General features: G+C 36.5%; 22 protein-coding genes and 1 pseudogene. 1 reads left to right on the plus strand and 22 read right to left on the minus strand.

The window, feature by feature from the left end:
* Positions 1-11 precede the first annotated feature (11 nt).
* The 22 genes and pseudogenes from RRV45_RS18300 to RRV45_RS18405 form a co-directional block, all read right to left on the minus strand.
* Positions 12-1,079, minus strand: coding sequence for a GNAT family N-acetyltransferase (locus RRV45_RS18300; RefSeq protein WP_315669082.1), 1,068 nt, complete (start codon positions 1,077-1,079; stop codon positions 12-14).
* Positions 1,062-1,643, minus strand: a pseudogene (locus RRV45_RS18305) (sugar transferase); the annotation flags it as partial. The gene RRV45_RS18300 and the pseudogene RRV45_RS18305, both read right to left, overlap by 18 nt.
* 48 nt (positions 1,644-1,691) lie before the next feature.
* Entirely contained in the window at positions 1,692-3,503 is a 1,812-nt protein-coding gene (locus RRV45_RS18310) for a polysaccharide biosynthesis protein (protein WP_315666090.1), read from the minus strand.
* A 131-nt stretch (positions 3,504-3,634) separates the two neighbouring features.
* The gene (locus tag RRV45_RS18315; RefSeq protein WP_315666091.1) at positions 3,635-4,867 is read right to left on the minus strand and encodes a glycosyltransferase family 4 protein; all 1,233 of its coding nucleotides are present in this window, start codon (positions 4,865-4,867) and stop codon (positions 3,635-3,637) included.
* A gap of 13 nt (positions 4,868-4,880) precedes the next feature.
* A complete protein-coding gene (locus tag RRV45_RS18320) occupies positions 4,881-5,531 on the minus strand; it encodes a WbqC family protein (RefSeq protein WP_315666092.1) in 651 nt (216 codons plus the stop codon).
* A gap of 20 nt (positions 5,532-5,551) precedes the next feature.
* A complete protein-coding gene (locus RRV45_RS18325; RefSeq protein WP_315666093.1) occupies positions 5,552-6,187 on the minus strand; it encodes a PIG-L deacetylase family protein in 636 nt (211 codons plus the stop codon).
* Positions 6,188-6,226: 39 nt separating this feature from the next.
* Complete coding sequence (locus RRV45_RS18330; RefSeq protein WP_315666094.1) at positions 6,227-6,934, minus strand: acyltransferase; 708 nt, start codon at positions 6,932-6,934, stop codon at positions 6,227-6,229.
* A gap of 54 nt (positions 6,935-6,988) precedes the next feature.
* A complete protein-coding gene (gene wecB, locus RRV45_RS18335) occupies positions 6,989-8,062 on the minus strand; it encodes a non-hydrolyzing UDP-N-acetylglucosamine 2-epimerase (RefSeq protein ID WP_315666095.1) in 1,074 nt (357 codons plus the stop codon).
* A gap of 15 nt (positions 8,063-8,077) precedes the next feature.
* Entirely contained in the window at positions 8,078-9,190 is a 1,113-nt protein-coding gene (locus tag RRV45_RS18340) for a DegT/DnrJ/EryC1/StrS family aminotransferase (protein ID WP_315666096.1), read from the minus strand.
* Positions 9,191-9,208: 18 nt separating this feature from the next.
* Positions 9,209-10,306: a glycosyltransferase family 4 protein gene (locus tag RRV45_RS18345; protein WP_315666097.1), complete on the minus strand. Its 1,098-nt coding sequence runs from the start codon at positions 10,304-10,306 to the stop codon at positions 9,209-9,211.
* A 16-nt stretch (positions 10,307-10,322) separates the two neighbouring features.
* Positions 10,323-11,678, minus strand: a complete 1,356-nt coding sequence (locus RRV45_RS18350) for a polysaccharide deacetylase family protein (protein WP_315666098.1) — start codon at positions 11,676-11,678, stop codon at positions 10,323-10,325.
* The gene (locus tag RRV45_RS18355) at positions 11,675-12,628 is read right to left on the minus strand and encodes a GNAT family N-acetyltransferase (protein ID WP_315666099.1); all 954 of its coding nucleotides are present in this window, start codon (positions 12,626-12,628) and stop codon (positions 11,675-11,677) included. Before RRV45_RS18355 ends, RRV45_RS18350 begins: the two co-directional genes overlap by 4 nt.
* A 16-nt stretch (positions 12,629-12,644) precedes the next feature.
* Positions 12,645-13,928, minus strand: a complete 1,284-nt coding sequence (locus tag RRV45_RS18360) for a lipopolysaccharide biosynthesis protein (protein ID WP_315666100.1) — start codon at positions 13,926-13,928, stop codon at positions 12,645-12,647.
* A gap of 21 nt (positions 13,929-13,949) precedes the next feature.
* Positions 13,950-15,284 (minus strand): nucleotide sugar dehydrogenase, encoded by a 1,335-nt coding sequence (locus tag RRV45_RS18365; RefSeq protein WP_315666101.1) that lies wholly within the window; start codon positions 15,282-15,284, stop codon positions 13,950-13,952.
* Positions 15,281-16,303 (minus strand): Gfo/Idh/MocA family protein, encoded by a 1,023-nt coding sequence (locus RRV45_RS18370; protein ID WP_315666102.1) that lies wholly within the window; start codon positions 16,301-16,303, stop codon positions 15,281-15,283. The genes RRV45_RS18365 and RRV45_RS18370 overlap by 4 nt, the downstream gene beginning before the upstream one ends.
* A gap of 519 nt (positions 16,304-16,822) precedes the next feature.
* Positions 16,823-18,022, minus strand: coding sequence for an O-antigen ligase family protein (locus RRV45_RS18375; protein WP_315666103.1), 1,200 nt, complete (start codon positions 18,020-18,022; stop codon positions 16,823-16,825).
* Between the two features lie 94 nt (positions 18,023-18,116).
* A complete protein-coding gene (locus RRV45_RS18380; protein WP_315666104.1) occupies positions 18,117-18,881 on the minus strand; it encodes a tyrosine-protein phosphatase in 765 nt (254 codons plus the stop codon).
* 54 nt (positions 18,882-18,935) lie between these two features.
* On the minus strand, positions 18,936-19,628 hold the full coding sequence (locus RRV45_RS18385) for a CpsD/CapB family tyrosine-protein kinase (RefSeq protein ID WP_410489392.1): 693 nt from the start codon (positions 19,626-19,628) through the stop codon (positions 18,936-18,938).
* A complete protein-coding gene (locus RRV45_RS18390; RefSeq protein WP_315666106.1) occupies positions 19,598-20,368 on the minus strand; it encodes a YveK family protein in 771 nt (256 codons plus the stop codon). The genes RRV45_RS18385 and RRV45_RS18390 overlap by 31 nt, the downstream gene beginning before the upstream one ends.
* A gap of 220 nt (positions 20,369-20,588) precedes the next feature.
* Positions 20,589-21,356, minus strand: coding sequence for a TIGR01457 family HAD-type hydrolase (locus tag RRV45_RS18395; protein ID WP_315666107.1), 768 nt, complete (start codon positions 21,354-21,356; stop codon positions 20,589-20,591).
* A 154-nt stretch (positions 21,357-21,510) separates the two neighbouring features.
* Positions 21,511-21,948: a type VII toxin-antitoxin system HepT family RNase toxin gene (gene hepT, locus RRV45_RS18400; protein ID WP_315666108.1), complete on the minus strand. Its 438-nt coding sequence runs from the start codon at positions 21,946-21,948 to the stop codon at positions 21,511-21,513.
* A 19-nt stretch (positions 21,949-21,967) separates the two neighbouring features.
* The gene (locus RRV45_RS18405) at positions 21,968-23,272 is read right to left on the minus strand and encodes an EAL domain-containing protein (protein ID WP_315666109.1); all 1,305 of its coding nucleotides are present in this window, start codon (positions 23,270-23,272) and stop codon (positions 21,968-21,970) included.
* Positions 23,273-23,481: 209 nt separating this feature from the next.
* Here RRV45_RS18405 and RRV45_RS18410 point away from each other — a divergent pair, with 209 nt between their 5' ends.
* On the plus strand, positions 23,482-23,748 hold the full coding sequence (locus RRV45_RS18410) for a DUF3055 domain-containing protein (protein ID WP_315666110.1): 267 nt from the start codon (positions 23,482-23,484) through the stop codon (positions 23,746-23,748).
* The last annotated feature ends 65 nt before the right edge of the window (positions 23,749-23,813 follow it).

A 23,813-nucleotide genomic window follows, 5' to 3' on the forward strand; every position in this document is an offset into this window, starting at 1 on the left:
TATCTATAAATTCATATCACACTTCGATAAGGCGGAAAGTAATTAGGATTATAGGAATCTTGTTTCTTGGCCAGCTCATTTAATTGTTGGAAAATATTCTCATTATATATTTTTGTTCCTAAATAGTAAGAATAGTATGGGATATTAGAAAAGGATGATTTAAATCGAAATAACCCGTCATCTCCTCCGTATCCTCCACCGAGATGAAGCAGTTTTGCTCCTCTTTCCTGAGAAAATTTAATCATAAAATCAAATAGGTAATTATTCGGTCTTAAGTGCAAATAATCGCTATCAGAAGCTCCAAATTGATAGTGGGCAAATTCCTTACCAATTAATAAAACCACTGCTGCAATTACTCGTTCTTGATAGTGTACGAATAAAAGATATGACTTATATAATGGATCTTCTGCTAACAATTCACTAAAAAAGTCTCTAGAAAAATAGTAGTTTGCATTTGCATTATTTCTCTTCATCGTTTGTTCATATAATTGATGAAAGATAGCCATATTATCTGGTGTTTTAGGAACTGAATTTGCACTCATCCCCATTTTTTGTGCTCTTTTAATATTTCGCTGATTATTAGTAGAATATGCTTTCCATATATCCCAATATGGTTTTTGAAGATCAACGGCAGCAGTATTCATAAGGAACCGAATGTTTGCCACGTTTTTAACATATTCCTGATTGTCGTTTAAAGGATGTAGCCGGATTGTCTCTGTAACAATATGATATTTATTGCAATATTGAGAGAATAAAGAGTAAAAGTCATCAATCTCCTGAATATCTCCTTCCATAATAGGACCTCCGTACCCATATGGAGTAACTATATCTTTATATTGATTATCTAAAAACGGAATATCTCGCAAAATGAACGGGTATAACATTTTTGTATGATGACTCTCGTAAAATGCAGCTTTCGCTTTTCCTTTTTCAATCTTGGCAAAAGCTTGAGCGTACTTTGGAGAATAAAATATATCTAAATCATTAAACTTGGCTATTGCTTCCTTCCATTCTGCCTCCGACTCTAAAATTCTAAATTTGCTCACGTCTGGAGTCTCTGTTCCTGTAAAATAGTACATAGTCGCATGGCCTTCATAGTTAATGCCCTCTTTCTTTAGGACTTTCTTTAAGGTAAGAAATAGAATCTTTAAATCTAACAAAAGACTTTGATTTTCCACATACCATACATCTAGTTTAAACCTTTCGTCCCATGGTACATTATTTCTGCCATTTACTTGTGCCCACCCAGTAATGCCTGGACGGACTAGATGCCTTTTTGCCTGTTCGGAATTATAGAGTGGGAGGTATTCCATTAGTAAAGGTCTTGGACCAACTAAACTAAGGTCTCCCTTTATGACGTTAATGAGCTGTGGCAATTCGTCCAAACTATATTTCCTTATCCATTGGCCAAAAGGGGTTATCCGCTCTTCATCAGGCAATAAGTTGCCATTTTCATCCTTCAAGTCTGTCATGGATCGAAATTTATATAAATAAAATGGCTTTTCCAGATAACCCGGCCGAAGCTGTTTAAAGATGATCGGAGACCCTAATTTAACATAAACCATCATAGATAGAATCATTAATATGGGGGAAAGGATGATGAATAAGAAGACAGCCATTAGAAGATCTATACATCTTTTCATAATTTCAATCTCCATTATAATTAAAATTCAATGGGCAGAGCTCAGGCCTTAGCCTTTACTTGATTTCTGCCTAACGATTCTTAATAATTGCTTTCTAATTTCCTCTTTTGTCATATGTTTATATTCTAATATTAGCTTTTCAATCGGTTTAACATTGAAGAAACTGCCTTTGCCAATATAAATATTCGAATGTACCTGTCTATCAATTATTTCATCTGATGCGAGAAGTTCCTCAAATAATTTTTCACCCGGGCGTATCCCTGTAAAAGTAATTTCGATATCTTCTGTCTTATAGCCTGATAACCGGATTAAATTGTGAACAAGGTCAACAATTTTCACCGGATGGCCCATATCAAGAATAAAAATTTCTCCGCCCTTTGCTATCGCACCTGCTTGAATGACTAATCTTGCAGCTTCTGGGATAGTCATGAAATACCGCACCATATCGGGATGAGTCACGGTTATTGGACCGCCATTTTTGATTTGCTTGATAAAAAGCGGAATCGCACTTCCTCTGCTTCCTAAAACATTGCCAAATCTCACTGCCACAAATTTCGTCTCGCTTTTTGCATTAAAATCTTGAACAATCATTTCCGCCAGCCTCTTTGAGGCGCCCATTACTCCTGTTGGATTCACCGCTTTATCTGTTGAGATCATAACGAAAATACCAACCTTATGAACATGAGAGGCTTCAGCTACATTCTTTGTACCAATCACGTTATTTTTCAAAGCTTCATCAGGATTCCTTTCCATTAGGTGGACATGTTTATGTGCTGCAGCATGGTAAATAATATCAGGGTGATATTTACCAATAATTTCAAATATCTTTTCGCGGTTCTGAATATCAGCTATTTCAGCAATACAAGTTAACTGGTCCCCAAACTTTTCCTTCATTTCTAAGTCAATGTTATAAATGCTATTCTCCCCGTGCCCTAACAGAATCATTTTTCCTGGTTTAAACTTTGCAACTTGCCTGCAAATTTCTGATCCAATAGACCCCCCTGCACCCGTTACTAAAATCACTTTCCCAAATATTGAATCACTAATACTCAAATCATCTAGAATAACAGGGTCTCTTCCTAATAAATCTTCGAACTGGATATCATGGACATCATTAAATGACCGTTTTCCTTCAATGATATCTTCAAGCATAGGCATTTTTTGTGTTTTGATATTTGTTTTTACACATTTAGTAAGAATTTCATTTAACTGATGTTTCTTTAAAGAAGGAATCGCAATAACAATCCGATCTATATTGAACTTAGACACGACTGTTTCAATATCATTCGTTGTCCCTACTACCGGGACGCCATAAATATCAAGCTTTTGTTTATCAGGATCATCATCAATAAAAGCAACAGGGTGAAATCTGATGGAACTTGTTGTAATTAAATGTCTAACTAACATCGTCCCAGCTGAACCAGCACCGATAATGAGCGTTCTTTTATAATTTAAATGATCCCAATCAATTGGGGTTAACGATACTTTCCAAAGAAATCGAACTCCGCTATTGAACAATGAAAACACAATTGAAAATATGAAAAGCAAACGAAAACTAATCAATGAATTTGCAAATAATTGGATGAACATTATGCTGACCATCGTTAAAGCAGTTACAAGAAATAGGAGTGAAGCATCTTTTATATTGACATGCTCCCACGCTTTTCGATGAAGCTTAAACAAGTATAAGAATACAAAATATATAAATGTGAATAGCACGATGGCTATAGATTCTTCTTTCCCAATCAGCATTAAGGAAAGCGGCTGTGCCATTATCAGCCAAACACTTAAAGCAAATGAGGCGAAGATTAAGAAAAGGTCCGCTAGAATAAAAAATGACAGTCGTTGCCTGTATGACAATGGTGTAATCCTCCAATCGATAACTCTAAATTCTGAAGGCTTTATGTTGGATAAGCTATTAGGTGTATGGCGGGGAATTGTGCGGGATATAGTGTTATAGAGTAATTTAATACTAACAGGAATTCAGGTCCTTACTTAACATCCTTCTCTAGTGCGTCTATAAGCCTTGTGGATAGTATTTCCCATGTATAGTTTCTTTCTAAGAAATCTCTCCCTATCATTCCTAATTGTTCACATTGGTCTTTGTCATTACTAAGGGTTTCTAATGTATCGGCAAACTCATTATGGCTTTTTGCCCATTCGATATTGCCGAATTTAGCTAATTCAGGCAAAACCCTTTTGCTGTTTAAAACAATAGGAAGTTTTGCCGCCGTATAGTCATATAGTTTATTAAAGCTCATGCCCCATTTATAAAGCTCTGAATCATGCATTGATAGAAGTCCTGCATCACAGTTTTCCAATAGTTTCGGAATATATTCTTTCGGCACAGGAGGAAAAAATAAAACATTATCGAGTTTTTCCGCTTCCTTCATTTTTATTAATTTCTCTTTCTCGGGTCCATCTCCAAAAAATAGCATACAAACGTTGCTTTCCTTTTCCATCAGCCTTTTGGCTGATAATAGGACGGGCTCCAAATGATCTGTGACCCCATGAGATCCAATATAAATAGCTTTAAAATGATCTTTTAACTGAGTATTAAATAATTCATTTAATAAAGGGGGCAATTCTTTTGGACGATTATACCTCTTCAGATCTACACCATTTGGTATGACAAGTACCTTTTCTTTGCTGATTCCCCTGCTCTCTATATAGTCCTCAGCTTCCTTGAACAAGATAATAATGCGATCTGCCTTTTTATATAAAAAAAGCTCAAGCCAGCTTAATAGTTTTACAGCTGGATGTCTTTTGGAGACTAGGCCTAAATCTATTAATGTTTGCGGCCATAAATCACGCTCTTCAAAATAAAACAGGCTCCCTTTCATTCGAGAAATAATATAGCCTAAGAAAGCAGCAAGCGGGTGTACGAGGGAACCTACTACTACATCCGGATTCTCCTTTGTTTTTATAGCTGCAAAAAATGATCTCCATGTGTAGCCAATCATATTCCAAATCCTTTTTATATCATTCTTCTTATACTTGACTGTCTTAATCCATTTGTAGGTGATCCCGTCAATGGATTCCGTTTTCACTTTTTCCTTAGGACCTGTAATATTAGGATCCGTTCTGGATTGGTGCTCAAATGAAGAGGCAAATATCGTAACTTGATAGTTTCGCTTCACAAGTTCACTTGCCAGATCATAGTGACGGGTACCCCCGCTTGATTTAGGGGTAATGGCGTAATGATTGAATATCCATATATTCATATAGCTACCTCACTTATACATTAAACATATAGTCAAGAGTAGATAGACCCCCTACAAAATCATTATATTTTTGAGGATATATTTCTTCTTGAAATTCATGATATTCTACTTTGACATTTTCGTTCTGAAAGATTTGCTCATCTAAGTAATTTCTTCCGCTCGGACCAGATAAATAAACGGTCCCACCGACTTCTTTTACAAGATTCGTGATGAGCTGGGAGTTGCTTCCCTCTGCGTTTAAGGAAGATCCATAAATCGTCTTCGTTTTTATACTAAGATTCTCTTGAATCAGATGAATGCCCTTTGTCGTAAAGTCTATTAGCCTATCGGCATCGTCTTGATATAAATCATGTAACTGTTTGAATACATCATCAAAGTTTTTTGTTCCCCGGTATAATAATTCCAATGTCACCAGATGATCCTTTTTCCATTCTCTACTATTGTCAATTTCCACTTCGTTCGTAATCTGATAAGCCCTCCCCTTCGAGATAACAGGCACAGTTAGCCACTGACCGCCATGCGGGCTTTTCACCTTTACTCTATTTTGATACCCGCGCTTCGTAAATTGAACATTATCCAGGAAAATGAACAAATCGGCTTTAGCCATCTTGTCGAAAAAACCTAGCCAAGGAAATAGGTTTGGCTGATGAACCGTTACGATCAATTTAATTCACATCCTTTAATTTATAAATGAACACGCAGAACTTCAAACGCCTCTGCCCACTCTTTATTAATCTGGGTCCCTCTTACCTTAGCAAGTCCCTCTATAAATTCCTTAGTAAAATAAGGCTTTTGTAATTTAATTTGCGATGAATATGACTCGAGAGCCTTCCATTTAGCCTCAATATGCCTGTATTCAAGCTCCATAAATGAATGGGTTGAAAAGGTAATATGATTCCACGGAAGCTCGTAGCCTAATATCGATAAATTTTTGAAGGCCCTAACTCCTTCTGAATGGATGACTTGATGGTCCTGATGAACATCTTGCCCTGAAGGCAACAGCACTAAATCTGGTTGTATTAAACTTCTAAGCTTAACCATTTCTTCTAAAATATCCTGTCGATAATAGGACAGTTTTCTAACTTTATATTTATAAACAAACAAATTCTTTTTAGGAATTTTCATCGTTTCCATCGCCCGATAGAACTCTTTTTCTAATATATCTAGTGGCGAGCCCTCTGGAACTGATTCCTCTGCTGTCGAAAAGACAGCTACAAAAACCTTTGAACCATCTTCCAAAAATTTAGCTATCGTGCCCCCGCAGCCTAACTCTGCATCATCCGTATGTGGAGCCAGAACTAAAATCTTTTTGTATTTCAAAATCAATCATCCTTATCCTAGTAATCAGACAAATAATTATTATTCTTGATTTTTTAACAATTGATCTTCTGGTACACTTCTGATCTTTTTTGCTGGTGAACCTACGACGATTTCTTCTTGCAAAACATCCTTTGTCACTACACTTCCGGCTGCCACTGTCCCATCCTCATTGATCGTTTTCCCCGGAAGAATCGTGGCATTGGCTCCAATTCGGCCGCCATCCTTAATTGTGACTCCTTTAAACTTTCCAAATCTCTCCTTGCCCCTTGCCATATAATTATCATTTGTTGTCACGACACATGGTGCAACAAAGACATAATCTCCTAATTCAGAGTAGGCTGTAATATAGCAGTTCGTCTCGAGCTTACAGTTCTTTCCGACTTTACAGTCATTCTCAATGGCTGCCCCGCGGCCGACAATGGTTCTTTCTCCGATTGTCACCCGCTCTCGAATGGTTGCTAAATCAGCTATATATACATCATCTTCTATTTCTGCCTGCGCATAAATAATCGATGATGTGCCGATTGTTACACCTGAACCGATTTTTGCCGGGGGAAGCTGTTTAGTTTCTGGCAGAATTGAGGCTTTGGCACGAGTTGGTTGTTTACCTATAACGGCATTGTCCTGAATAATCACGTTATTGCCAATTTGAGTTCCGCCGTAAATGACCACATTGTTGCCAATGATCACATTTTCCCCGAAAGAAACATTATTGCCAATCACGACATTTTGACCTTTTTCTACCATACTTATCCCCCTAAAAAAGTATAGCCACCTGTTACTCCAGGCGGCTTTTCATCCTTATTGAAAATATTTCAAGATTTCTTTTACTATTTTCTCAGATGCCTTTCCGTCACCAAACAGCTTTTTAGAATAGTCCCCATTAGGAATAATCTCTTGAATAACAGCTGATAAATCTTCGTTTAATACATTGACAAGGTGGTTGCATCCGGCTTCAACGGTTTCTACCCATTCGGTTTCAGAGCGCAGTGTGATGCAAGGAACTTTGGCAAAGTATGCTTCTTTTTGAACACCGCCTGAATCCGTAATAATGGCTTTAGCCTTCTTTTCTAGCAATAACATTTCTAAATATGAAATAGGGGAAATCAACTGAATATGACTGGATTGATACAGCCGGTCGTACAAGCCGAATTCTTCCAGCCGTTGCTTTGTACGCGGATGAACGGGAAAAATCACCGTTTCCTGCATTTTTTCAAATGCGTGAACTATAGCTGTTAGTTTATCTGGAGAATCCGTATTATATGGCCTATGAATTGTGGCTAGTATATAGTTTTTTTCGGTGACCCTAAATGGCTTTAAAGTATATTTTTCTTCAGCTATCGCGGTGTTATATAGGACAGCATCATACATAACATCGCCTGCGTTTATGACGTTGTTGGTAATGCCTTCACGTTTCAAATTTTCTACCGCTGCCTCAGTTGGTGCAAATAACAAACTGGAAATATGATCGGTTAGTACCCGATTAATTTCTTCCGGCATTTTTTTATCAAAGCTTCTTAATCCCGCTTCAATATGAATAGTCGGGATATGAAGTTTACTTGCCGCAAGTGCCCCGGCAAGAGTGGAATTCGTATCGCCATAAACAAGGACGGCGTCTGGACGTTCATCCATCATCACTTCTTCAATTTTCTGTAACATGGCGGCGGTTTGCTTGCCATGTGAGGCTGAACCACAACCTAAATCATAATCAGGCTTAGGGATGTTCAATTCATCGAAGAATACTCCTGCCATATTGTAATCATAGTGCTGGCCAGTGTTGATTAATACTTCCGTCACAAGCTGACGAAGCATACGAGAAACAGGCGCCACTTTGACAAGCTGTGGCCGAGTGCCAACTACCGTTAAAATTTTCAATTGCTATTCTCTCCCTTACCTTTTGTAAAACTCGATCATCCTCTCTATGATATAATCCTGCTCCTCAAATTTTAGTTCAGGATACATCGGTAATGAAATCACTTCTTTCGCCGCTTTTTCTGTTTCAGGAAGATCCCCTTCCTTATACCCCAATCCTATAAATACAGGCTGTAAATGCAAAGGAATTGGATAATAGATCATTGTTTCAATACCACGTTTCTCTAAGTATACCTTTAATTCATCTCTGTTCGGCACACGTAAAGTATATTGGTGAAAAACATGATAATAGCCATTTACTTGAACAGGCGTCTGGACAATATGATCAAGCTTTTCATGTATATTTTGTGTATAGTAAAACGCCCTTTCTCGGCGTGCTTCTGTCCACTTATCGAGATAAGGAAATTTCACATTTAATATTGCTGCCTGTAACTCATCAAGCCGGCTGTTATACCCTAACACATGATGGACATATTTCGGCTTGCTTCCATGAACCCTAATTATTCTAGCTTTTTCAGCCAAGTCTAAATGATTTGTCACAATCATACCCGCATCCCCATAGGCGCCAAGATTTTTTGTGGGAAAAAAACTGTATGTGGCTGCCTTTCCTAATTCCCCTGCTTTTTTTCCTTTATACATAGCGCCTATTGCTTGAGCTGCATCCTCAATTATGACTAATTGGTATTTGTCAGCGATTGCTTTAATGGTCTCCATATCAGCCATCTGTCCATATAAATGGACCGGAATAATAGCCTTTGTTCTTTCAGTAATCGCCGCTTCTATTTTCGTTGCGTCAATATTAAATGTGATGGGATCGATATCCACATAAACAGGTGTAGCTCCAGCACGCATGACAGCCCCGCTCGTTGCAAAAAAAGTAAAGGCAGTCGTAATTACTTCATCTCCTTCACCAACATTTGCAGCTTGAAGAGCAATATGGATGGCATCACTGCCATTTCCAACTCCAATCCCATGTGCCACATGACTATATGCAGCTAAATCTGCTTCAAGCTTCCTTACATTATCCCCTAAAATAAAAAAAGAAGAGGTCATCACTTCATCAAGCTTTTTTATGACTTCTTCCTTTATCAATTGATATTGTTCTGATAAATCCAACATTCGAATTTTCATCTTGAACTCCTTATCGGTTTAATCAGCGGAAAGCTTTTCATAGATAGAGATTAAATGGCGGCTTTCAGCTTCCCAATTATATTCAGCCTTAATTGCTTTTTGTCCATTTTTCCCCAGCAAGGCTGCAGTTTCCGGATTTGTAAGAAAATAATTAATAGCATCGGCAATTGCTTGCGAATCATTAGGATCGACACAAATACCACATTTATGTTTCTCTATTATTTCCTTCCATTTAGGAAAATTAGAGCAAATAACTGGTATTCCAGCTGACATGTATTCAAACATTTTGTTAGGCTGAGAATGAATATGATTAGGTTCTGGCAAAAATGTAACGATGCCTGCAACTGACCTAGAAAGAACGCTTTTCACTTCCCCTCTATTTAAGGTTCCATGATATTGAACATTTTTTTGGGAATGTAATATTTCCAATATATCTTCTGAACCAACACGGCCCGCAAACTCTATTGTGCCTTTAATATAATTGGCTGCTTCTAATACTTGTTTTACTCCCCTGATATGACTAATGACACCAATGTAACAGACTGAATTTGTTTTGGTGAGTTCTACATCAGCCCGGGAACCCGCAAATTCATTTAATAAGGGAAAGTTGTTCACATTAATGGTATTAGGATTTATGTTGTTGAACCGTTTGGTGATATATGGTGTCGCTGTAATGAGAAAGTCAAACTTTTTAGCGCTATAGTTTTCATAAGCTTCAAATACAGCAGCTACTGGTTTACGAATAATAACAGGAATCCAATATTTAGACATAATGGCTCGAGGCATATCTTCATGAATATCATAAATGACTTTTTTCCCAAGTTTCTTTAACTTCAACCCAATTGGAATCAGCTCTGGATCATGAAAGTGATAGATTTGTGCATCAATCTGAATGGCTTTTTTATAAACACGGTCAACTGTTTTTGTCATTCGCCTAAAACGGCTGCCCTTTTCTTCCGTTACCCCATGCAAATGAATACCATCAATTAATGCATCCTCTGTCCCCGGTACAACGTAATGCACTTCATAACCTGCCTGGGCCAATGAACGGCATTCTTTATAAAAAACTCTAATATCAGTATGGGTGTGTACTGACGTTAAATGACAGATTTTCATTAGAACTCCTTCATGTTTAGAGATTAAGACTCTTAAAGTTTTTTAACGTATTTTCATAAACGACATCTATGTTTTTCCAATACTCCGTATTAAAACTGGAGTTATGCCATAAATAAACGAAATTCCCTTTATACTTTTTCGTCATGTCTACTAAGCTCATAATCTTCTCTTCCATTTTCTGCGGTGAGAAATGCTGATACCCATATAGGCTCCCTTCCATCACAATGAGCGGGAACTCTTTTAATCCCAGCGCCTTTTTCTTTAAAAAATCATAAACTGTATAATCATAACATGTTCCACAACGAAACCCTTCCCGATCGGCATAGCCCACCGTGCAATCCATTTCCATCCCATTATCATTCCAAATATTCCATGTAATAGGCGCTTCAAATCTTAAGTAATGCTGGCGCCCTTCTTTTACACTAGAGCCCAGTACTTCTTCTAACAGCTCTTTTTCTTTCTGCCACTGCACTCGATCATTGTAAGCATTATAGCTTGGATGAAAACCAATAATATGTCCTCTTTCCTTTACTTTCTTAATACTATTTAACGCGGCCGGTTCATTAATACGGTAATCATTATCAAACTTAGTGACGCCCCCGCTCATATAATAAAATCGGGATTTTATGTTAGCTTCTTCAGATAGATTCATAATATAGTCAAACGTATCATATGGGTCATGTTGCTTTCCTAATCTGACACGGGTCAAACCTGCAATATTTCTTAGGAACATAGGAAAATTTCTTCTTTTTAATAAATCCGCTCCCAGTACTTGGAGTGAGCGAATGGCTCCCTTCCAATAGGAAAGATGATCTACATCGTGTGTTAATATGATTTCAAATTTCCGTTCTTTTCGCTTCTGTTCAATCCCAATATGGACAAGCATATTCCAGAGCATTTCCACATATTCATTGACTATAGGCCGGTCTAAAAAATTATTTTGAAAAGCCAAGCTGGCTGAGGCAGGAAAACGATTGTGCACGTCTCTTTCTTTGATTACATATTCTTCCCAGCGGGTGAGCATAAAAAAAGCGGAAGCGAATAGATCGATTCCACAGGTAATACCTTTTTGATTTATTTCTATCTCATCATTTCCATAAAGAATTGGGATGTTGTCTTCAACGATAAATTGATTGACTCCATAGCTTATTTGAGTAGGAATGTTTTCTGGATTTAAATAACTTTCTTCCTTCTGGCGGTTAAAAAACGAATCTCGAATAACTAGGATTGAGTGATTTTCTAACACAATTTTGTAATCATTTCCTTCATAATCTGCTGTTTTATAAACTAATCCGAGAAATTCACCAAACAGAACTTCAATGATATAAGCTCTCTCCGACATAAAGCTTCTAGGATAATATATGGTTATCATTTTAATAACTCTTTCCAAGCAGTGTGGATTTTTATTACTGCCGAATTTGTTTTAGATATATGGAAATAAGGCTTCTGAATAGCGCCAAATGCACTGAAAAATCGCTCAATGGACTGAATCATACTCCCTTCAAAATTGAAATTAGCGGTAACAGTAGATGAAAACTTAATCGCTTCCCACATCAGCAGTGAGGTTGCACCGCTGTTTCGAAGTTCCGGATCTCCTCCGCCCATAAGGTAATAGGCAGATTGTGAATCCCAAATAATAAAAATGGCACTATGAACCTGATTTCCTTCATCCGCAGCAAAAAAAATTTTACGGCATTTCTCTTTTGTACAAGCAGCATCAATTTTTCTTAATAACTCTAAATCGTAAGGGATCGGCTGATTTTGCCGGTCAAAAGTCTTCTTAACCATTAGAAAAAAATCCTCAATTGAATCACTGTTATAAACCTTGACTTTCTTTTCAGCCTTTCTAATTTCCCGTCTTATATTTTCCTTGAACTGAGTGAACAACTTCTGATGATCTTTAAGATTTTCTAATATATACGTATAGAAAGTAGTTTGATTAAATCCTTCCCAATAAAAAGGAAGCCAATTCGTAAATGAGTAATGGAAATTTTGAGAGAAAGCATCTACAGATGGTAATTTTTCTATAATTTCCTTGCAAACTTCCCGTTCAAAGGAAATTTTATTCGCGTATTTTTGCCCATCAGGATATTTCATCCATATACCGGCTGTTTGTGTTAATTTTGGCATGGAAATATATCGAAGAAAGAATTTTTTCTTGATCACGTAAGGAAGACTTGCGACAATATCATCACCTTTTTCAATTAGAACAACATCCCAGTTCTCTTCCCCGGCAACAGCATCCAGCCACCAGTCCTTTGAGAAAATGGGGATCATTGGCTCCACTTTGCATAATTCTCTATACTTATCTTTGTTATTCAAAAAAAAGTCACCATCTTTACTTATCACGTATGTTTTCAGATCTTCCGGTAACAGCGAATCGATAAGTCATTAATCCGTCGATTATATACATAACGCTGTATGCAAACGTGAATAGAATAATACTTATCTTAATAGAACTGAAAATTTTATACCCAATTACTAGGCTGCTGGTTGTTGAAAGGAAGAGAGCTGTTTGCCAAATGACCTCGTATTTATTCTTCTCTAAAATGACAGATAACGTACTTAATGGGCTTGTTATAAATTGAAAAAATAACATCGGCATCATTAAACGGGCATATTCTCCTGCAACACGCCATTCAGCACCAAAAACAAATGAAAAAAGCCACGGGCTAATAAAATATAAGACTGTGAACGGAATAATGGCCAGTAAAAATAATAGTTTAAACGTTTTAATGTATAGCTCTTTACAATTACCTTTTGTTAGTAAATCTACAGATGCCTCTTGCCTGAAAACATCGGAAATCGCACTGCCGATCAATGAAACAGGAAGCCCTAATACTCTTTGGGTCAGTGTGAAATATCCCACTGTTACAGAATTGAAAAAACTTGAAAATAAAATTTGGGCCAGATTTCTTGAGGATACATTTAATGTGTGTGCAAACATAAAGAACTTTGGAAAATTAATAAATCTTTTTGCTTGGTGGACCATGTCCTTTTTTGAAATTTTATTAATAAAGTCTTTTTCTTTTATGAACAGCTTCTTTACAATTAACAATAGAGCAAAAAGCTGTCCAATTAGTGTTCCTAATATGAGTCCGATTCCATTGTTTACATATCCTATTGAAATATTAGCGGTACCTATGCCTGCCTGCTGAATTACTTTATTGACGGACATATCTTTATACATTTTCCTTCTATTTAACCAATAGTAGATTATTTCATAAAATCCCAATATGACTAAGGAAAGGGGGATAAAATATACCCAAAATCCCAATGCTTTTACACCAAAAAAACTTGAAAGCTTTTCTCCGAAGACTAATAGTAATAAAAAGAGAAGAATGGAAATCGTTACATTTATATAAGCGGCTACACCTGCAATATTAATAGCTTCATAATCCTTCTTTGGAATCATAATGGCTAATTCATATCTGCCTGTTGAAATAACAGACAGGATAGATATTATTGCCATATATAAAGCCAATATTCCAAACTCGTTTGGCCCGTACATTCTAGTCAAAATGGGAGTGATGGCAACAGGCAAAAATTGTGCAATCGCTGTACCTGTAAATAAGGTTAATATATTTTTAATAAAGTCATTTTGAATTCGTTTTTTTAACATACATATCTTCTTTCAAAAAATTTAAAGCTTAATATAGCTTTTTATTTGAAGGTTACCTAAGTTCGTATTTCTTGTGTCAAAAATAATTCTTGAGTTGTTTATAACCAGCTCATAATTAAACGCGCTATGATTTGTAGCAATGACCGTTATATCTGCTTGCTCAACAAGCTCCTTAGTCAGCACTTCAGTTGTATAAATGACCTCGTTTACCTTAAAATCCTTTATATGAGGATCTACAACGACCCATTTAGCCCCGTATTCCGTAAACCTTTGCAAGATCGGCAGCACTGGTGATTCCCTGTAATCATCAATATCTTTTTTATACGCAACACCCAGTACAAGAATATTTGCGCCTTTTAGTGCTTTTCCTTGATCATTTAATATTTCGATGCAACGCTTCACTACGAAGTCAGGCATGCCATCATTTATTTCACCGGCTGTTTCAATTAAACGAGTATGATAATTGTATTCCCGTGCTTTCCATGTTAAGTACCATGGGTCAATCGGAATGCAATGACCACCTAAACCCGGCCCTGGATAAAACGGCATAAATCCATATGGTTTTGTTGCTGCTGCATCGATCACTTCCCATACATCAATGCCCATCTTATTACAAAGAATAGCCATTTCGTTCGCTAAGGCAATGTTAATATTTCTAAATGTGTTTTCAAGAATTTTTTCCATTTCAGCAACTGCAGGGCTTGAAACTTTGTAAACAGTTCCTTCTAAAACATTTTCATATAAAGCAGCAGCTACTTCTGTACATACCGATGTCATGCCTCCAACTACTTTTGGAGTGTTTTTTGTATTATAGACTTTATTTCCCGGATCCACACGCTCTGGAGAATAGGCAAGAAAAAAATCTTTACCGCATACTAATCCTGATTCCTCTAAAATGGGCTTAATTAATTCTTCTGTTGTTCCCGGATATGTGGTACTTTCCAGAACTACTAATACTCCTTTTTTAAGATAATTTGCAATCGCTTTTGTCGAGTTTTCTATATATTCCATGTTTGGCTGTTTGTAAATATCCACTGGAGTCGGTACACAAATGGCTACAGCATCTACATTTTTAACAAATGAATAATCTGATGTAGCTACCAATTTCCCATTATGCACTAAGTCTTGTAAATCTGTTGGAATTACATCGCCTATATAATTCTCACCTTTGTTAACTTTTCTTACTTTTTCTTCCTGTACATCGAAACCGATTACTTTATATCCTGCTTTTGCTTTTTCAACGGCAAGTGGCAGACCTACATAGCCTAGTCCAACTACTCCGACTGTGGCAGTTTTATTCTTAAACATTTCAATGAGTCGAAGAGCTACTGGATTTTCTACCGATTTTCCTGTCATGGCATTTCTCCTATTGTAATGGGGCTATTCTTCTGTGCTGATTCATAAAAGGCTAGAACTAATTCGAGTGCTTTTTTTCCCTCTTCACCTGTTATCGATGGTGATTTATTCTCCCTAATCGCGTTTATCAAGTCTTCCATTATCATCTGATGACCGGGTACTCCCCACGGGTTAAGGTTAATTTTCTTCTTCAATTGTTCCGCTTCCTCATTAGACATTCCTTCCAATTGTATATGTTCAAAACGGATTGCATTCTTTCCGCCGATTTTTATCGTTCCTTTTTCTCCAAAAATCGTTATGGATTCTTCAAAGTTGGATGCATACACAGTGGTTGAGGCTTCGACTGTACCGAGTGCACCCGACTCAAAGCGAATAACACCAATAGAAACATCCTCTGCCTCAATGTTACGTAATCTTGTCGTTTCCATACTGAAAACTTGTTTTGGCTGACCCATAATCCAAATTAATAAATCTAGCATATGGATTGCTTGATTCATTAAGACTCCACCATCTTGATGTTTTGTACCGCGCCAAGGTGATTGATTGTAGTAATCTTGATTACGATTCCAGTTTACCTTTACACTAGCGTGACTTATTTTTCCAAGAAGTCCTTGATCGATTATTTTTTTTAATTCCTGTACGGCTGGCCGGAAACGGATTGGGTGAACCACTGTTAGTTTGACATTGTTCGTTTCAGCCTTTTGAATGATTCTATTTGCTTCTTCAAGCGTCATGGCCATTGGTTTTTCTAATACAACATGTTTTTTTGCAGCAGCAGCTGATTCAGCAATCATTGCATGAAGACCACTTGGCGTACAAACACAGATTATATCAATCGATGAATCATTAAGCATTTCAGCTAAATCTGTAAACGGCTTTGCTTGAAATTGTTTTACATAAGGTTCCATTGTCGATTCCACCATGTCACAAACAGCTATTAATTTAGCATTTTCTAATTTCTCTATAGCATCTGCGTGCTTCTTGGCAATAAATCCGCAACCTACTATTCCAAAATTCATGTTGAGATACCTTCCTTTATGATTCGATACCCTATTCAATAATAGGAGGCAGCCATAGCCATATTGTCTTGCTTCGGCTATTTACCAGTTAGATAATTCTAGGGAATCCTTCATATAGATGTTAAACGTACGATTAGTAATCTCATTTAATGGTTCTTTGTTATGAATAAATTTACCATTTCACATGGGGAACTTAAGTAATGGGCATCAAACCCGTCCTCACATCACACTTCTGATGACTAGCACCTAAGGTCTTTATACCCACAGCATGACCGAGTGCCTCCATTGATATTGGTAAGGAGGCATCACCAATGGTAAATTTTTTCTATCTTTTACAAAGTATGGCTTTAGAAAAAAAACGTTCCATTACATTTTGTTTATTTACAAATTGAAAATTAAGCCTAAGTATATATAAAATCAATAAATTCTCATAAAATGACTCTGTACCCACTTTTTTATTTACAATGAACATTAATTCGTCATAAAGCACAAAAAAAACGCTGAAATCAGCGTTTTTCATTAATTATTTCTATTCTTAGATCCAAAACAATAATTTGTAATAAGACCCGTAAAAATCCAGAAATTGATATCTGTTAAATATGAACCACTTACCATTAGATGAACGAAACCTAAGCTTATCCAGATAATAGCCATATTATATTTTCCTTTATCTTTCGCAAATAATATATTTAAAATCAATAATATTAAAATAAATAATATTAAACTCCCGAAAAATAGCCCAAAATTAGAAAATACCTCTAGGAAGAAGTTATGAGCATACAAACCATCTTCTCCATTAACTCTTCGATCCCCGCCTATCCCAATTCCTAAAATGGGACTATCTAATATTTCCCCCACTATATTTTGGTAAATATGATCTCTCCCGCTTAGATGGTTTATATCTATAAGAAATAATTCTAATGTTCTGCTTCTTATACCAAAGCCTATAAAGAAGTTATAGATAAAAATAAAAATTTGATTCAAATTAAAGATAGACAATATTCCAATACATATTGTCATGGTGTAAAAAAAAACCCTCTTAAAATTCATTGTTGAATGGGGTCTAATGATCTTAAGTACAACAAAAGTGATGATACAAATGATTGCTCCCCTTGAACCTAGAGCGAGTATTATAAATAAGGAGACCAGCGTACCTACCGTTGGTATAAAAGCCGGTTGATCCATGAGTTTGTCTAAATATATGATGGCTGGCAGCAGCATATAGTAGGATAATGCCATGCTATAATCACCTATATTCGCCAGCCCTATAAGCACTAGAACCCCGCTGGCTGTACCAAAAATAAAGACTATGAGTCCAGCTTTTCTCAGAATCTTTCTAAAAACGTCCCAGTCATTCAGGCTTAAACTATAGACAAACGCTGGCAAGCACATAAAAAAAAACAGAAATAGAATTCCAATTATATATGGCTCATTATCTGGAAAAAGGACGAAATGGCTTAAGAGAATAGCTGTTGCTATTAAATAGGTGCAAATAAAGGTAACTTTTCTCCTTTTTAAAGCAACAGGCATCACATAAATGAACATAATTGCTACCAGCACTTTTGAAGCAGTCTGTATAGTTAAGCTATTTATGATCCCTAATAGGTCATTAATAAGTAAAAAAAAGTACTGTGCCGTAAGAACAATACAAGGAGCCACCAGTACCCAGCTTATTTTTTCATCTTCTAATATATGGATTCTGCTTTGATTCTTATTCACCCATACTTTCATGGTATCCCCCAATTCTGTTCAAACAAATATGGGATAATGTTATTTAAATGTATAATTATATACTGTGGATCGTTTTTTTGATTTAAAAACCAAACCATCTTCTTGTTTTTATTTCACTAGGATTTTCTCTAATGATTTCATTTCCATTCAAAATTGATCTAGCATTCTCTTGAAAGATATGGACATAATCCTTTCCAAACTCCCGATTTATGAACTCGTATGCTTCAGGCAATTTAAATGCATTCCTAGATAAGCGGTGTGAGTCGGATGCAATAAAATGTGTTAAGTGATGCTTAATTAATTGTTTAGAAAACCTTTTAAAAGTCCTGCCTTTTTCACCTAATAGGCTTGAAGCGGTAATTTGAGTAGCTGACCCATTCATCACGAATCGATACAAAATATCAGGATTTTTCCTTATCTGAACATTTCTTTCTGGATGTACAATAATGGGAGTGATTCCTTCTAATTGTAAATTAAATAATAATTCCCCCGCATAAGCAGGTACATGTGAATCTGGTAATTCGATTAGTAAATATTTATGCTGATTATTAAGAGTTAGTATTTTTCCGGCTTTATAATCTTCAACAAGCTCTCCATAAATACGTGGTTCTTGACCAGGCAGAATTTCAATAGGAATTTTTCTCCTCTTTAATTTTTTGTTAAGTTTATTGACTCTTGCAAGAATTCCTTTTGCCTTATTATTATGCCAGCCATTTTTGTGATGAGGTGTTGCAAAAATAGTCCGTATTCCTTTACTAGCTGCATGTTTTGCCATACCTATACTTTCGATATATTCTTTTGCCCCATCATCAACTCCAGGGAGAATATGACAATGAATATCAATCATCTTCCTCCCCTCCCATAGGAAAATTTTCATAGTATTTAAGTTTATTCGTGAGTATTAGTAATAATCACTGTAATAGTAATCCTGAAAATGATCCTTAGTATTATTTAGAACTGCCCCAATAATCTTGGCTTTTGCATTTAATAATAAGGACTTTGCCTTTTCTGCCTCTTGTTTCTTTGTCTTTCCGTAATTTATGGCCAATACCACACCATCACACTGATTAGCGAGTATTTGTGCATCAGTTACAGGAAGGACTGGTGGTGTATCAATAATGATAAAATCAAATTGGTTCCGAATGTTTTTTAATAATTCACTCATTGATTTAGAACTAAGTAACTCTGAGGGATTAGGAGTGATTGGTCCGCTAGTCAATACATAGAGATTATTAATTCTTGTATTATCTATAGCTTCCTTTAAAGGCTTTTGTTTATATAAAACCGATGTTAGGCCTGTAATATTCCTTTTCCGAAATACTTCATGAACCCTTGGCTTACGAAAATCGGCATCTATTAATAGTACTTTTTTTCCTTGTTGGGCAAACACAACTGCTAGATTTGCGGAAGTAATGGTTTTACCTTCACCTGGGTTTGAAGAAGTAATCATGATCAAACGGTTTTCCCGATCAATATTAGAGTATTCAATATTAGTTCGGATCGTTCTATATTGCTCGGAAATTGGAGAATTTGGATTAGTAAGCGTAATTAGTTGTCTTATATTTATTTTTTCTTTCTTCCTAAAGAATGCCAGAAACCCCACAGGTTCTTCCTCCCCATCTTATCAGACTTTTTTTTGTTTTCTTTTTCAAAGTCACGAACTGTTTGTTTCGGGATCGATCCTAATACTGGCAACTCTAAAATTAATTTAATATCCTGTTCTGACTTTATTGTGTCGTCTAAATATTCAAAGAGAAATATGAGTCCAATTACCATTAATAAACTCAATGTAAAAGTTATTAACATATTTAAAATTAAACGTGGCTTAACAGGTTCGCTGCTGCTCTCCTCATTTGCCAGTGATAGGATTGTAACATTGTCTATATTCATAATGTTTTGTATTTCGTTCATAAATACACTTGCTATCGAATTGGCAATCTCCACAGCAACCTTTGGTTCCGGATCTTCTACTGTAATCGTTACAACTTGTGAATTTTGCTCACTAGATATACTGACTTGTTCACTGAGTTCTTTTACTGATCTATCTAAATTCATTTCTGCTCTTACTAAATCTAAAATGACGGGACTTTTAATGATAACTCTATACGTATTTATTAATTCCAGATTTTCTTGAACATTGATCGAGTTGCCGGATTGTTGATCGGTCTTTTTTTGGTTAATTAACAACTGAGTGGAAGATTCGTAAATAGGAGTTAACCAAAAGTAACTGACAACTCCACTGATAAGAACTGACAGAGATGTGATACACACAATTAGAAATACCCGCTTCTTGATAATATTTATTATATCTTGTATCTGTATGTTCTCTTGCATCAAATTGTACCTCCACTCCAAGATTGAATAACATGAAGTACCTCTAAGTATAAAAAAGCATCTTTCATCATATTAAAATATGCATTGAATATCCAAAAGGTACTTTTATTTATAAAAACAGAGAAGCCTCCAATAAAAAGGATGCATGAGCAAATCCTTTTTATTGGAGGCTTCGTTTACATAAATAAAGAAATGATCGAAACTTTAGTAATATTTATACTTATAAAAACTCCCAAAAATCTAATGAGTCCAAAACATACGTCGGCCTCTTCTCATATCCTGCAAGCAATTTCTTTGTCGTTACCCCAGTGTGGACGAGCAATGTGTCAAGTCCGGCATTCATCCCTGCTAAAATATCGGTATCATAATTATCCCCGACCATTAGTGTTTCTTCCTTAGTCGTTCCCAAAACTTGCAGCGCCTGTTCCATAATAATGGACTCTGGTTTGCCAATAAAAATCGGCTGTGTTTGTGTTGAGACAGTAATAACCGATGTTAACGAACCATTGCCTGGCAGCAGTCCTCGCTCTGTTGGGATCGCTATATCCCCATTTGTCGATATAAAGGTGGCGCCGTTTCTGACTGCTAAACAAGCAGTGGCTAGCTTCTCATAACTAATGGAGCGGTCAATCCCAACGACAACATAATCTGCATTCTCTTCCACAAGTGCCAATCCCCTGTCTTGCAGGGCATGTCTTATGCCTTCTTCTCCTATACAATAGACCGTGGCATCCTGCTTCTGCTCATAAATGTAATTAGCCGTTGCCATACTAGTAGTAAAAACCTGCTCGTCCTGAGCCGGTATCTTGAATTGGCGTAGCTTCTCTGCCACCTGTGCAGGCGTTCTCGAGGAATTGTTCGTGACAAAAAGATAAGGAAGGCCACGCTCACGAAGCTGGTGAACAAACTCTGCCGCTTCCTTAATTAATTCCGTTCCACGATACATTGTCCCATCCAGGTCAATTAAGTAGCCTTTATATTTAACCATAGTTCGTCACTCCTATTAGAAATGCGGAAGTGCCTCGTTTAGCCCCGACAAGCATAAGACAAGCCGGCAGGAAGGTTGTTCTTTAACCTTCTTGACGGATTGGCTTATGACCTCGAGGGGCTAGGCACTGTAGCTAGACAATGCATCTTAGTTCTTAGTTCCGAAACGCTGATACTGGGCCAAGCTCATGAAGTAAGTATAACCTGACCTTCTCAGGAAATTGCTTCAAAACGGATAAATGGTTGCTAAATTCCGCCTTCACTTCTTCATGATTTACCTCAGTATAGTTTTGTACAAGCATTTTCCGGTACTTAATAATATGTTTGCAGCTTTTGGTTAACTCATCATGAATGACCTTTTCATCATCCAATATGTCCACAATATCATCGTAGCTACCTGGATCACGCATAATAAAACCATCAATCATGGCATTCCCAACATCAAGAATTGCTTCAATAATTAACTGACATGTCCGTTCCATCGCTGCTTTTTCAAGCTGTGATTGTAGTTCCTTAATTTCTTCAAAAAATGCAAATTGCTGCTCTAAAAAAACAAGAGTTGTTTCGATTTTTTCCCGATCAACAAAATACATATTTCTCACCTTTCTTCCATTACGATAGCTTTAATCCTTTGTCTAGAAAATCTGGACGAGCATAATAATAGCCTTGTGCTAAATCAACTTTATTTCGAGAAAGGACTGAGGCTTCTTCTTTATTTTCGATTCCTTCTGCTACTACTAATGAGCCTGCCTCCTTCGCAATAATGAGCAATCCTTTTAACATGGACTCTTTTACTGAATTTTTATCTATATCCTGGATAACAGAGCGATCAATCTTTATAATATCAGGCATAATTTCACTTATGGAGTGTAAGCTTGCATATCCCGCGCCTGTATCATCAATGGCCACTCGGAAGCCAAGCATTCTCAGCACCTTTATATTGTATAAAAAGTTCTCCATCCCTTCAATCGCATCACGTTCGGTAATTTCAAGAGTAATTTGTCTTGGAGAGATATTTTTATACTTTGCAAGCATATTCTTAATATCACGAATAAATCGTTCATGTCCTAGCGTAATAGGTGTAAAATTAATAAAGATATCCTGTTTACATCCCGTTTTATAAATTTGTTGAAGGGTTTTCTCGAAAACGATCATCTCAAGGTCATATAGCATCCCCGTCTGCCTTGCTATAGAGAAGAGATGAAGCGGACTTTCCAATACCGACCCCTTCGGACCGCGGGTCAGCATTTCCCATGCTCTCACCTCACCAGTAGCAATATCTATAATCGGCTGAGCAAGCAGATATATATCTTTTTGTGCCACTATTCGACTAACCATATACAGCATTTCATTATACTCTGATTGAACTCGCTTCTCTGCCATAGAAAGTGCATGCTGATTTGCTTTTAATATGGCTTCTTGGATCGAATAATGCCTTTTCTCAATAAACATATAGCCGGTTTCAAATACTGGTTTCGCAAGAGGAACCTGTTCAGCTAGCCTTTTTTCAGAAAATCTTAATATTTTTTTCATTTTTTTATCTATATCTGTAACTGAATGACTATCATGGTTAACTTTCATAAACAGTGTTAATCCATCGCTTGAATAATCATGAAGAGCCATAATCTCTTCCGACTTAACTTCTTCTTCGATCACATCTTGAAAAGTCAGCTTTAGTAATTGAATAAAACTTGTATACCCCTGTTCTCCAAGCTGTTCCGGCAATTCCCGCAAATTTTTTATGTTAAATACAATTACAGCCACTTCATAGCCACCATCAAATGCTTTACTTACTGCTTTCTTAATCGGATCACGAATAATAAATTGCGGAGGATAAAATTTAAGCTTGTCTTCTGGCAGTAAGATTTTTATCCATTTGTTCAAATGATTGAACCTTTTTATGTTATGGCGGGCCATGGTCTCATTCCTCTCAGATGCAGCGTCAGAAATTACATATGACACCATTTTATCACAAAATCCGACCATTTCCTCCAATATTTGAAAGATTAATCGGTCAAAATAACTGATAAACCGCTAGAGAAACGGTGAGAATTATGATTATTTCTGTTATGATAGAATTAACATGGTTTACTGAAAGTAATGCAAATAAAGGAGTATTAAATAATATGACAGAACGATTTTTTTTATATGATGATTTGGTAGATACAAAAACACGCTTCGTCAGCTTTATGGGTGATAATCAACGCTTTGATTTGGCTATCGTTCAATCCGATCGCTATTACGGAAAGCATATAGTTCTTGACATACAGGGAAGCCGTTTTGCAATCATTGGACCCGATGATTTAAAGGAAGAAGGCTATTTAGAGTATGCCTTTAATCTTTCTGAAGAAGACGCAGAGGAATTGCGCTCCTTTCTATATGAATTAATTTAGCATTAATATTCTTTCGTTTATTATCACCATAATCACAAATAATAAAGGAGAACCTTAGTAAGGCT

Origin of the sequence: Bacillus sp. DTU_2020_1000418_1_SI_GHA_SEK_038 (assembly GCF_032341175.1) — a bacterium.
GTDB lineage: Bacteria > Bacillota > Bacilli > Bacillales > Cytobacillaceae > Cytobacillus.

What these genes read in the sequence shown, in the direction of transcription:
- RRV45_RS18300 (WP_315669082.1), bottom strand. Translation starts at nt 1,079, where the DNA reads ATGTACTATTTTACAGGAACAGAGACTCCAGACGTGAGCAAATTTAGA.
- RRV45_RS18315 (WP_315666091.1), bottom strand. Translation starts at nt 4,867, where the DNA reads ATGAATATATGGATATTCAATCATTACGCCATTACCCCTAAATCAAGC.
- RRV45_RS18330 (WP_315666094.1), bottom strand. Translation starts at nt 6,934, where the DNA reads ATGGTAGAAAAAGGTCAAAATGTCGTGATTGGCAATAATGTTTCTTTC.
- RRV45_RS18340 (WP_315666096.1), bottom strand. Translation starts at nt 9,190, where the DNA reads ATGAAAATTCGAATGTTGGATTTATCAGAACAATATCAATTGATAAAG.
- RRV45_RS18345 (WP_315666097.1), bottom strand. Translation starts at nt 10,306, where the DNA reads ATGAAAATCTGTCATTTAACGTCAGTACACACCCATACTGATATTAGA.
- RRV45_RS18350 (WP_315666098.1), bottom strand. Translation starts at nt 11,678, where the DNA reads ATGATAACCATATATTATCCTAGAAGCTTTATGTCGGAGAGAGCTTAT.
- RRV45_RS18360 (WP_315666100.1), bottom strand. Translation starts at nt 13,928, where the DNA reads ATGTTAAAAAAACGAATTCAAAATGACTTTATTAAAAATATATTAACC.
- RRV45_RS18365 (WP_315666101.1), bottom strand. Translation starts at nt 15,284, where the DNA reads ATGACAGGAAAATCGGTAGAAAATCCAGTAGCTCTTCGACTCATTGAA.
- RRV45_RS18370 (WP_315666102.1), bottom strand. Translation starts at nt 16,303, where the DNA reads ATGAATTTTGGAATAGTAGGTTGCGGATTTATTGCCAAGAAGCACGCA.
- RRV45_RS18380 (WP_315666104.1), bottom strand. Translation starts at nt 18,881, where the DNA reads ATGATTGATATTCATTGTCATATTCTCCCTGGAGTTGATGATGGGGCA.
- RRV45_RS18390 (WP_315666106.1), bottom strand. Translation starts at nt 20,368, where the DNA reads ATGCAAGAGAACATACAGATACAAGATATAATAAATATTATCAAGAAG.
- RRV45_RS18395 (WP_315666107.1), bottom strand. Translation starts at nt 21,356, where the DNA reads ATGGTTAAATATAAAGGCTACTTAATTGACCTGGATGGGACAATGTAT.
- hepT (WP_315666108.1), bottom strand. Translation starts at nt 21,948, where the DNA reads ATGTATTTTGTTGATCGGGAAAAAATCGAAACAACTCTTGTTTTTTTA.
- RRV45_RS18405 (WP_315666109.1), bottom strand. Translation starts at nt 23,272, where the DNA reads ATGGCCCGCCATAACATAAAAAGGTTCAATCATTTGAACAAATGGATA.
- RRV45_RS18410 (WP_315666110.1), top strand. Translation starts at nt 23,482, where the DNA reads ATGACAGAACGATTTTTTTTATATGATGATTTGGTAGATACAAAAACA.